This is a genomic window from Psychroserpens algicola, assembly GCF_014526325.1.
Lineage (GTDB): Bacteria > Bacteroidota > Bacteroidia > Flavobacteriales > Flavobacteriaceae > Psychroserpens > Psychroserpens algicola.
Genome location: NZ_JACNMJ010000001.1, coordinates 1,391,774 through 1,403,000, shown reverse-complemented (window position 1 = coordinate 1,403,000; position 11,227 = coordinate 1,391,774). Strand labels below are relative to the sequence as shown.

Below are 11,227 nucleotides of genomic sequence, written 5' to 3'. Positions count from 1 at the left end.
TATCTTCTACGATATTATTATATGGACTCGTTAAGGCATTTACATTATTATCTGCATCTGCCATAGTCTCATGGTAACTCACCGATAAACTAGGATCGCCTCCTGTTATCTCTATGTCTTTACTTGTTAAATCAAAAACGCCAAAACCGTCACTATCCGGATCACAATACTCTAATGGCGTTGGTGTATTCGCTATTGGTGCCTGCTCAACTATAAGCTCTAATGTCGTGGTATCATAACAGCCTGTATTAATATCTTGTACCCGTACAAATACAATTTGACCGTTGACCGTATTGGTATAAGGAATCGCTAACGGATTTGAATTCATATCTGCATCTAACTGCGTGAAATGATAACTCACCGAATAATTAGAATTATTGTCCGTTATCTCTACATTCTTTAAACTTAAATCTATACTCGTGATACCATCTGGCGTACCATCATCACAAACCTCTAATGGAGTTGGATCGACTAATGCTGGTAAAGGGTTTACAATTAAATCAAAACTACCTACATTGGTACAGTTGCTTGTTGTATTTGTAACACTAACAAAAATAGTTTGTGGTGTACTTGTATTGTTATAAAATGGAGGTAATGGGTTGATACCATCTTCAGCATCAGATTGGGATTCGTGATAAGAAACAGTTACTCCAACTTGTCCATTAATAGCTTCATCATTTTTAGAAAATAAATCAAACGTTTCGATTTCATCGCCAGGTAAATTCACATCACATAATTCGTAATCCGAAACTGCTCCTACATCTGGTAAAGGATTTACTATAAGTAATAATTCAACAGTGTCATGACAACCAGAATTATTGTCTTCTAATCTGGCGTATAATGTTTGCGAATTGGCTGATATATTACTATATGGACTTGCTTGAGCATTGGTTCCAGTATCGGCATCAGATTGTGTCTCATGATAAGTCACAGTCATGTTTAATTGTGGTCCAATAATTTCTAAATCTTTTGACGTTAAATTAAATGTAGAAAATCCATCATTATCATCATCACAAACTTCTAAAGGAGTAGGTGCATTCGGAACTGGTATAGGAAAAACATTTAATTCTAACGTTGTTGTATTATAACAGTCTGGATCCCCATTTGCTTCCACTCTAACATAAACGGTTTGAGTATTAATTACAGTATTAGGATATGGAACAGTTAATGGGTTAACTCCATTATCTGCATCTGCTTGAGTTTCGTGATAAGATACTGTAACCGTAGTTGGATCTAATGCCGCAATAACCTCAGTATTTCTATCAGTTAACGTAAACATCGCAAATCCATCATTGTTATCATCACAGACATCTATAGGTGTTACAGCTGTATTAATAGTCAAGTCGGTAAACACTAAATCAAATGAAGTGGTCGAAAAACACTCTTGAGTATTATCAGAAATACGGGCAAAAATGGTTTGTGGATTGGAAATATTAGTATACGGACTTGCAATTGGATTTACATTATCAATGGCGTCTTGTTCATTCAAGTGATAAGAGACAATAAACTCCGTTGGATCTTGAGCACCAAGAATATCGTCATCGTTATCTGTTAACATAAAATCTCCTACTCCAGAAAAACTACAAATTGAAAGGTCTGGAGGTGTATTGGCTATTGCATTATCTTTAAATTCTACAATAACCGAATCTGTGGCTTGACAACTTCCTGAAAATACGACATCAACGGTATATACTCCAGGTTCTGTAACATCTAAAGTTGACGCTGTTTCTCCTGCAATTACAACACCATCTTTATACCAAACATGGTTTGCTGAAGGCGCTTGTGTGTCTAGAGTTACCGTTTCTCCTCCACATTCGGCAGTACCGGCTGCAATTGTGATATCATCTCCTAAATCTCCACCTAAATTAAAACTTCCTGCTTCAATAAATACTCCAGAGTCAAGCGCTGTATCTGAAGCATCAGCAATAACTAATTTGATATTATAACTTTCACCAGGAGTTACTGCAGACTGAGCTGTAAAAACTGTTGTACGTCCATCGAAACTCATTGGTGGCGCGTTATTATTAGTATATCCACCAAAATATTGTTCATTTATAGCTGGACATCCAGGATTTGCAGGGTGAATGTTTGTTACTAAGATAGGAGTTGTAGTGCCTGGCAACACAGCAAGATTTGTTGTATTACCGTCGGAATCAGTTAATAAAAAGGCAAACGCGTCTGAGAATGTACATTCAAAAGTTCCACCAGTATTACCATTGTACTCTTCAGAAGCCATTAAAAAATCAAAACTTATACTATCGGCTAAAGGCACAAAATCAAATTCAATAATAGAGGCATTGTTTGAATTTATCCCTACTTCAGCATCTAATTCGGCATCTCCAGGCCAAGCACCTCCACCATCACTCAATGCATTATTATTAGGACCTCGAACCCTACTGGCATCACCTGATGTTAGCAATATTCCATCTGTAAACGGAAACAAACTTCCATCATTTATAAAGTAACCAATACCATTATCATCTCCAAAGTTAGTACCTGTCGAAAATGTAATATTGCTCACTTGAGCACATGGACTATCAATGAGTACATCCTGTACAAGTTCTTCAACGGTAAAGGTTGTTTGATCAACTACAATATTTTCACCCACTACAAAAACAGAAATTTGGGCTATAGCATCACATCCTACGGGATTAGCATCTGTTACAGTTAAAAGCACACTATACATTCCTGGTGCAGCATAGCTGTGAGAAACTGTTGCTCCTGTATCGGTTGTAAAATCTCCGAAAATCCATTCGTAAGTTGCTCCAGTTCCATCAGAAGAAAATGTAGCACTTCCTGTGAAATCTATTGGCTCACCGACATTAACCTGAACAACTCCAGCAGTGTTTTCTACTGGAACTGTAGTTATCGATGGTGTAATTGTTTGACAAGGAACAGCACATATAATATCGGCCTCCCAACCTGTTGTTGTTCCAGTTCCATCGGTTACAAATTGCACAGTGATACAACCACTCGTATTAGTGTCTGATGCGATCACAGTTCCTGGTCCGGCAACACCTGAATAGGTTCCTATAATTGGAGCTGTAGTATCATCGCCATCATACACTGTCATTTCATCAACACCTAATTGTGTACTGAATGCCGTAAAATCTAAAATTATAAATTCACCTGCATTTTGAGGACAAATTGTAGTGACTAAATTTTCATTACTTGAATAAGAACCTCCAGCACCTCCTGAATCGTAAAACTTATCTGGAGCACATCGTGTAAATACCCCGTCTTGCATACTTAAATCTTGTGCAAATGAAATACAGGAAAATAAGATAAATAGAATGTAAAGCTTTTTCATAGCGTTTAAAAATAGTTTTTAAACTTATTATAAACCATTTTTCAGTTATCATTTTTACTGAAGACTATCTATCAACTAAGCGTAAACTTTTCTGAACGAAAAGTGTATAGTTATCAAGTTATAGGTAGAGGTTTTGATAATAAGAGCGAAATTTAGTAAAAATTAAGTAATAACGACTTCTAATTCGTTTTAAAAATAACAGTTTAACACTAAAAAACCCTAACACCTTTAGTTAAATAACTTAATAATTAGTTTATTGTATCAAACCTACCTACTTTAAATCGTTATCATATTCATAAAAGCTACTATTTCAAACTTTAGTTACTTATTTTTGCAAAAAAAAATCATGAATACATATTCTATATCTATAAAAGAAACTAATAATCCAACCATATTAAAATTTGAAGTTGATCAGTTTATAACTCAGCACCAAAGCTTTGAATTTAATAATATTGATGAAGCAAAATCATCGCCTTTAGCACAGCAATTGTTTTATCTACCATTTGTGAAAAAGGTATATATATCAAGTAATTTTATTGCTATTGAACGTTTTAATATTGTAGAATGGGCTGATGTACAATCTGAAGTAGCTCAGCAAATTACGGACTACTTAAATAACGGCGGCGAAGTTGTAAATGTTTCTGAAGCACCAAAGAAAGTTCCTGTGACTGTTTATGCTGAAAGCACTCCAAATCCTAGTGTTATAAAATTTGTAGCTAATAAAAAATTAGTGACTAGCTCGCACGAGTTTACATCTATTGATGATACAAAATTTGCTCCTCTAGCAGCAGAATTATTTCACTTTCCTTTTGTGAAAAGCGTATTTATTGACGAAAACTTTGTCTCTATAACAAAATTTGACGTTGCTGAATGGAATGATATCACTATGGAATTGCGTGAATTCATTAGAGCTTATGTTGAAAATGGTAAAACCATCATAGACGCTAATGCACCAAAAAATATAGAAAAAAGCCAAACCTATTTAGACGAACAGTTTGAACAGAGAGATGATATTTCAAAAGAAATTATTAATATTTTAGAAGAATATGTCAGACCTGCTGTTGCCAGTGATGGTGGTAATATAGAGTTTCAATCCTATGATCCTAAAGAAAAGAAAGTAAAAGTAATTCTTCAAGGCGCATGTAGCGGGTGCCCTTCTTCTACTTTTACACTAAAAAATGGTATTGAAAATATGCTTAAAGAAATGCTTAAAGATAAAGTTGAAACCGTCGAAGCAATTAACGGTTAGTTTTAATTATTCTTCATATATTTAACTTACATAAGTTAAATTTAAAAAACTAAAGCAAAATGGCAGTATTAAAAGTAATTGAAGTTTTATCTAATTCTGATAAAAGTTGGGAAGACGCAACAAGAAAAGCCGTTAAACAAGCATCTAAAAGTGTAAAAAACATCAGATCTGTTTACGTCAAAGAACAAAGCGCTATTGTAAAAGATGATGATGTTACAGAATTTAGAGTTAATGTAAAGTTGACTTTTGAGGTTAAATAAGTCTTAAAAATAATACTCGCTTAGTTGCGTATTGTTATTTTCGATTACATATTAAGCTCAAATCGAGTATGTTATTTGGCATCAAATTTGATGCTATTATAAAAAAATAATTCATTATGAAATCAACAAAATTGTTAACGATTTTAATGTTGTGTGGATCGCTATTTGCATTCTCTCAAGATTTAATTCAGACTCAAACACTAGTAGAATCAGGGTCTGGTCAAATCTACACGTTTGACAGAAGCGATAAAACTATTCAAGGCACGCCGTATATTATAGACGAATTTACACCTGCCAGAGTAACGGCTGATACCGAAAAAATATACAACTTAAGGTATAATGCCATCACTGACCAAATGGAAGTTCAGACTGAAAAAAACACCATTCAGGCTATTAATAAAAATATTGAAGGTGTCAAAATAACGTTTCTTAAAGATGAAAAAACATATCAGTCTGCAAATTACATCAATGAAGATGGTATTGCTGAAAGAGGATATTTCATCTTTGTTAATAATGTAAATGCTAAAGTAAATTTACTGATAAAAGAATCTAAGAAATTTATCGAAAGACGTCCAGCTAAAAGCAGTTATCAAGATACAAAGCCTGCTCATTTCAAAAGAGTTGATGATGTGTTTTACATTATGTTAAAGAACAATACTGCTCAAATCTTACCAGAAAAGAAAAAGGATATGATTAAATTATTTCCTGAGCATTCAGATAAAATTGAAGATTTTATAAAATCTAATAAAATAAAAACCTCTAAAAAAGAGGATTTACTTGAACTTATTAACTTCGTTAATACTTTGTAAAAGACAACATTACAAACATTAAAACCTGAACAAATTCTATAATTCGTTCAGGTTTTTTTTATTAATATTACACTCTAATTAAAAACTATATTATGGAATTACAAAAATGGATAGACAAAGGTTATGAAGTGATTATCAATTTTGGCCCTAAAATATTGGCTGCAATTGCTATTTGGATTATTGGTTCATGGATTGTCAAATCTTTAATTAAAGGCTTAAGAAAAACAATGGACAAACAAGACTATGATCCTAGTCTCAAAAAATTCTTATTAAACCTATTAGGTTGGATATTAAAAATTGTACTTATAATTGTAGTTCTAGGAACCGTTGGTGTTGAAACGACATCTTTTGCCGCTATTATAGCTGCAGCTGGTTTAGCAGTTGGTTTGGCTTTACAAGGTTCTTTAGCCAATTTTGCAGGAGGTGTTTTACTCATGATTTTTAAGCCTATAAAAGTAGGTGATCTTATTGAAGCACAAGGTGAAGTTGGTGTTGTAAAAGAAATTGAAATATTTACGACAAAACTTACCGGACTTTCAAACAGAGAGATCATTATTCCGAATGCTGCACTTTCTAACGGAAATATTATAAATTATACAACAGAAGGTACTCGAAGAGTCGATTTGGTTTTTGGGGTTGGTTATGATTCTGATATCAAACAAACCAAAGACGTTTTTAGTCAGGTATTAGCCTCTCATCCTAAAGTATTGAAAGAACCTGCGCCTACTATTGCTGTTTCTGAATTGGCTGATAGTTCGATAAATTTCGTGGTAAGACCATGGTGTAATGCTGAAGACTATTGGACTGTTTATTTTGATGTTACAGAACAAACAAAAGAAGCTCTAGACGCTGCTGGAATTGAGATTCCTTATCCACACGCAGTCGAAATACAAAAAGAAGGCTAAGACCTCTTTGGTTTTAATGCAATAAAATCTTTTAAATAAAAAGGTTCAAAATAAGCGACGTCTTCGATGTCGCTTTTTTTATACTTTTCATAGGCCAAACTACTCATTTCATTAGCAGACGGCAATTTTCCTTCTATAAACTTAGCATGCTTATGATTTATCAAATCTTTGGTCTTACTTACGCCATTACCAATAAAATACACAACACCTTTATTTAAATAATCTAAAAAAGCATTCTCATCAAGAATTTGAGCTTCAATTGCTCTTATTTGTTGATGTGAACTGTCATATATCGCCGAATATACTTCAAGACGCCTTGCATCTAACATAGGTACAATAACACCTTCGGTTACTTGAACTTGATACGCTAAAGCCTCTAGTGTAGAAACAGAAATTAGAGGAATACCTAATGCATAACTTAATCCCTTTGCTGCCGAAACACCAATACGTAAACCCGTATACGAACCAGGTCCTTTACTTACAGCAATAGCATCAAGCTCTTCTTTTTTGATATGAGCAGATTTTAAAACCGAATCCATAAAAACATGCAATGATTCGGCATGAGAATAACTGGCATTATTATCTTCTTTTAAAACCAAAGTCTCTCCTTGTTTAGAAAGAGAGACTGAGCAATTTGTAGTTGATGTTTCTATATTTAATATAAGAGACATAAGATCTATTTGAGACGTTTAATCTTCGGAAGATTCGTCTTCTTTTTTATCATTTTTATTTTTTTGTTCAACTTTATCACCAGGCTTTAATGTCTTTGAAACCATTGTGTATGGACCAGTAATAATTTCATCGCCTTCATTTAATCCGGATACAATTTCGATATTAGTATCATCCTGAATCCCTGTTTTTACAACTTTTAATTTGGCTTCTCCATTTGCATTAACAAAAACACATTCGAATTTTTCTTCGTTTTCTGGTGCTATCTCTTCTGAGTCTTCTGAGGCTTCCTTATAATTCTTTTTAACCGATGATGTATCCGTTTTGATAACAATAGAACTTATAGGAACAGCAATTGAATTGTTTCTCTTGTCAGTTATAATATCAACTGTGGCAGTCATTCCTGGTCTGAAAGGCGAATAATTTTCAGGTTTTCCTTCTATTAAATCTTGATATGATTCTTCTAAAATCCTTACTTTAACTCTAAAATTTGTCACCTGATCTGCGGTTAATGTTCCTGCTGCTGAATTAGCTATTTCGGTTACAATTCCTTTAAACTCTTTCTTCAAATAGGCATCTACTTCAACTATTGTAGAGTCTCCAATTTGGACTTTCACAATATCATTCTCATTGACATCAACCTCAACTTCCATATTATTTAGGTTTGCCACTCTTAAAATTTCGGTACCAGCCATCTGTTGGGTTCCTACCACACGTTCTCCAAGTTCAACATTAAGTAAGGAAATTGTTCCGCTCATAGGCGCATAAATTTCAGTTCTACTTAAGTTATCTTTTGCTTCATTTACTGTAGCAGCAGCACTTTGCACACTGTAATATGCCGAACTTCTAGAAGCAGTTGCTGTTTCGTAAGCTGCAATAGCTCTATCCCAGTCTGCTTTTGAAATAACACCTCTCTCAAAAAGCGCTTTATTTCTATCGTAATTGGCCTTGGCTTCTTTTAATGATGCTTCGGCTTGTTCTAGTCCAGCTCTCACGTTTTGATATGATGCTTGAGATCGGCTAACAGCAGACTGTATTAAATCAGGATTAACGCGTACCAAAAGATCTCCTTTTTTTACTTGCTGCCCTTCTTTAAAAGGAAGTTCTAAAATTTCACCAGATACTTCACTAGATATTTTAACTTCTACTTCTGGTTGTATTTTTCCAGTAGCAGATACAATTTCGGTAATATCTACTAGAGCAACTTTTTTAAATTCTACCTCTTTAATATTTCCTTTTTTACCAAAGAATCCTTGTTTGAATCCTATAAGCATTAGGATTAGGATTAGGAAAACAATTCCAAGGATAATTTTTGTTCTTTTAGTCATGGTTTAAAACTTTAATTCTGTTGCAGGAATTCCGAAGTACAACTCGAGAACCTTCAACTTAAATATATAATCGTATTTCGCACGATTGAGTTCAATGCTGGCATTATCAAATCTAAGCTTAGACTGACTAAAATCAAAAGCGTTTGTTAATCCTACATCATATCGCTCTTTGGCATAATTGTACGCTAATTGCTGTGATTCAAGTGCAGACTCTGCTGCTTCATAAGACTTTAAAGCACCTTTAGCATCAACATAAGCTTGATATACTGTTGACTCCAAATCTAATTCTGCTTGTTCTAACTGAAATTTACTACGCTCTAAATTGATTTTATTTCGTTTGATATTTCCATTTATGGCGAATCCGTTAAAAATAGGAATGCTTAAGCTAAGTCCGTAACCAATACCATCATTTTGATATAACTGATCAACAAAGGGATCGGCATTAACTTCTTGTAAGATGGTATTAGGAAACTCACCAACAACAGATTGCCCTGTAGCTTCTACAACACCTATTTGTTGTGTAACCGTTGGGTTATCAGGATCAGCCACCTGAGTGAAAGATGTTGTATTAGCATATCGCGTATTATAACCAAAAAATGCTGACAGTGTTGGAAGGGTTGCTCCCTTAGCTATTTGCAAATCTTTTTTAGCGAGTTCGACATCTTGCTCTGCTATTTTTATTTCTGATCGGGATTCTTTTGCTTTTGATAAAATTTCTGAAATATCTTTATCTGCAATACCAACATCAACAATATCATAACCTTCATCTTCTATGTCGAAAGTTTCATAATCTTTGATTAATAATAATTGAGCTAAACTTATTAATGAAATTCTGACACTATTCTCAGCATTGATAATAGCTTGTTGCTCACTTGCATCTGTTGCTTGAATTTCGAGTAAATCGCCTCTTGGTAATGAACCTGCTTCTACTAAATCATTCGTTCTTTGAATTTGCTCTTTAGTAACTTCATTTTGAGATTTCAACACTTCTAAATTAGCCTTATTTAAGATGACTTGTAAGTATCCATTAGCTACAAAAAGGGAAATATCATCTTTCATTTTATCCAAACGATACTGACTTGCTAATTTGGAAATTTCGGCACGTTGTACTGTTCTTATATTTCTAAGCCCATCAAACAAAGTATAACCAACATTAATGCTTCCACTAGCTGATAAAAATGTAGTTGTTTGGGCATTATTGGTTACAGGGTTAAAACTAAGTCCTGTATTTTCAGATACGCCAGCACTAGCATTAATACTAGGCAAAAAACTTCCAATTGCAGTAAGCCTGTCGATGTCTGCGGCTTCTAAATCTAATTCACTTTGCTTAACAGAAATGTTATTTTCTAAAGCATACTGAACACACTCTATGAGTGTCCATTTTTTATTTTGAGCTTGGGAAGTTATTGTTATTAAAACAACTAATATGCTAACTATTTTTTTCATAATTATCTATATGTCTCTGTAAATGTTAAAGTGTTACACTAAATGTTAAAATTATTATTGAGCAAATTGAGGAGGCCCTTGAACCTGATTCCAAATCTTAATTTTATCGTCTTTGCTCAAACCGCTTTTTACTTCTACAAAAATACCATCACTTATTCCTAATTCAACCTCTCTTCTTTCAAATTGTTGGTCGCCAGTTTCAATTTCAACAAATGGTTTTTTGGTATCCTTATCATATTGAACCAGTGCTTCTTTGATTGCCAGTACTTTTTCAGCTTTATCTAAAATAATAGATGCATTGGCACTTAAGCCAGCTCTTATAAAAGTAGAGTCTATTTTTTGTAAAGACCCTTTTATTTCAAATTGAATAGCACCATTTTCGGCAACACCTTTAGGTGCAATATAATCTAAAACAGCGTCAAATTTTTGATCTTCAATCGCTCCAACTGTTATTTCTAAAGGCAACCCTTCTTTTATTTTACCTACTTCACTCTCATCCACTTTACCTTCAAAAATCATCTGCTTAACATCTGCCAAAGATGCTATTGATGTGCCTTCATTAAAATTATTAGCTTCAATAACCTGATTTCCAGCTTTAACCGGAACATCCAAAACCATTCCCGAAACTGTAGCTCTTACTTGTGTTTGCGCTACATTTCCTAAGCCAGAAGTTGTTCCTGTTTTGATGATGTCATAATTTTGACGCGACTGTGTCACATCAATTCGAGCTTGTTCTACTCGTTGCTTAGCTTGTAAGTATGTATTGTTTACCTGGTCAAACTCATTAGCAGCAATGACACCTTTTTCAAACAATTCTTTTTGACGGTCATAAATTGTTTTTTGTGTCTGGTAATTAATTTCAGCCGTTTGCAATGCGTTTCTGTTTGAAGCAATATTATTTTTAGCACTTGTTAAGTTAGAAACATTTGGAATGACTCTAATTTGAGCGATAAGGTCGCCTTGTTTTACATACTCTCCTGCTTCAATAAACACCTCTTCAATAACACCCGAAATATTAGGCTTAATCAATATTTCTTCTTTAGGCACAATACTGCCTGTTGCTACTGTTTTAACAACTATAGTTTGTTCAGACGGTGTTTCAGACGCGTAGGTTTGTGGATCTTCCTGATTTTTTTTCCATAAGTAGTATAGTGCGCTTCCAAACAGGATAACAATTAAAGCCAGTATAATTATGGTTCTTGTTCTTTTCATGAGTTGATTAGTATTTTTTGATGGTGTTATGAAACCAAA

9 protein-coding genes are annotated in these 11,227 nt (G+C 33.9%); 4 read left to right on the top strand and 5 right to left on the bottom strand.

The features are described from left to right. On the bottom strand, positions 1-3,310 hold a 3,310-nt coding region (locus tag H7350_RS05860; protein ID WP_235989268.1), incomplete at its 3' end, for a choice-of-anchor L domain-containing protein. A gap of 346 nt (positions 3,311-3,656) precedes the next feature. On the opposite strand from H7350_RS05860, the gene H7350_RS05855 reads away from it, so the two are divergent. The 4 genes from H7350_RS05855 to H7350_RS05840 all read left to right on the top strand — a co-directional run bounded on the left by H7350_RS05855 (position 3,657) and on the right by H7350_RS05840 (position 6,533). After that, on the top strand, positions 3,657-4,559 hold the full coding sequence (locus H7350_RS05855; RefSeq protein WP_204344918.1) for a NifU family protein: 903 nt from the start codon (positions 3,657-3,659) through the stop codon (positions 4,557-4,559). 59 nt (positions 4,560-4,618) lie between these two features. Continuing rightward, positions 4,619-4,819 carry a dodecin family protein gene (locus H7350_RS05850; RefSeq protein ID WP_204344917.1) on the top strand — a complete coding sequence of 67 codons (201 nt, stop codon included), beginning with the start codon at positions 4,619-4,621 and terminating at the stop codon, positions 4,817-4,819. A 116-nt stretch (positions 4,820-4,935) separates the two neighbouring features. Continuing rightward, positions 4,936-5,628, top strand: a complete 693-nt coding sequence (locus tag H7350_RS05845; RefSeq protein WP_204344916.1) for a hypothetical protein — start codon at positions 4,936-4,938, stop codon at positions 5,626-5,628. 92 nt (positions 5,629-5,720) lie between these two features. Continuing rightward, positions 5,721-6,533 (top strand): mechanosensitive ion channel family protein, encoded by an 813-nt coding sequence (locus tag H7350_RS05840; RefSeq protein ID WP_204344915.1) that lies wholly within the window; start codon positions 5,721-5,723, stop codon positions 6,531-6,533. Here H7350_RS05840 and tsaB read toward each other — a convergent pair. The 4 genes from tsaB to H7350_RS05820 are packed head-to-tail and all read right to left on the bottom strand — an operon-like array spanning position 6,530 to position 11,188. Next, positions 6,530-7,204, bottom strand: coding sequence for a tRNA (adenosine(37)-N6)-threonylcarbamoyltransferase complex dimerization subunit type 1 TsaB (tsaB, locus tag H7350_RS05835; RefSeq protein ID WP_204344914.1), 675 nt, complete (start codon positions 7,202-7,204; stop codon positions 6,530-6,532). The genes H7350_RS05840 and tsaB overlap by 4 nt on opposite strands. Positions 7,205-7,222: 18 nt before the next feature. Beyond that, positions 7,223-8,530, bottom strand: coding sequence for an efflux RND transporter periplasmic adaptor subunit (locus H7350_RS05830; RefSeq protein WP_204344913.1), 1,308 nt, complete (start codon positions 8,528-8,530; stop codon positions 7,223-7,225). A 3-nt stretch (positions 8,531-8,533) separates the two neighbouring features. After that, a complete protein-coding gene (locus H7350_RS05825) occupies positions 8,534-9,976 on the bottom strand; it encodes a TolC family protein (protein WP_204344912.1) in 1,443 nt (480 codons plus the stop codon). Positions 9,977-10,030: 54 nt separating this feature from the next. Then, positions 10,031-11,188: an efflux RND transporter periplasmic adaptor subunit gene (locus H7350_RS05820; protein ID WP_204344911.1), complete on the bottom strand. Its 1,158-nt coding sequence runs from the start codon at positions 11,186-11,188 to the stop codon at positions 10,031-10,033. Between the last annotated feature and the right edge of the window lie 39 nt (positions 11,189-11,227).

Bases quoted from the DNA above. Each gene is read 5' to 3' on its own strand.
- H7350_RS05855 (WP_204344918.1), top strand. From the start codon at position 3,657: ATGAATACATATTCTATATCTATAAAAGAAACTAATAATCCAACCATA.
- H7350_RS05850 (WP_204344917.1), top strand. From the start codon at position 4,619: ATGGCAGTATTAAAAGTAATTGAAGTTTTATCTAATTCTGATAAAAGT.
- H7350_RS05845 (WP_204344916.1), top strand. From the start codon at position 4,936: ATGAAATCAACAAAATTGTTAACGATTTTAATGTTGTGTGGATCGCTA.
- H7350_RS05840 (WP_204344915.1), top strand. From the start codon at position 5,721: ATGGAATTACAAAAATGGATAGACAAAGGTTATGAAGTGATTATCAAT.
- tsaB (WP_204344914.1), bottom strand. From the start codon at position 7,204: ATGTCTCTTATATTAAATATAGAAACATCAACTACAAATTGCTCAGTC.
- H7350_RS05830 (WP_204344913.1), bottom strand. From the start codon at position 8,530: ATGACTAAAAGAACAAAAATTATCCTTGGAATTGTTTTCCTAATCCTA.
- H7350_RS05825 (WP_204344912.1), bottom strand. From the start codon at position 9,976: ATGAAAAAAATAGTTAGCATATTAGTTGTTTTAATAACAATAACTTCC.
- H7350_RS05820 (WP_204344911.1), bottom strand. From the start codon at position 11,188: ATGAAAAGAACAAGAACCATAATTATACTGGCTTTAATTGTTATCCTG.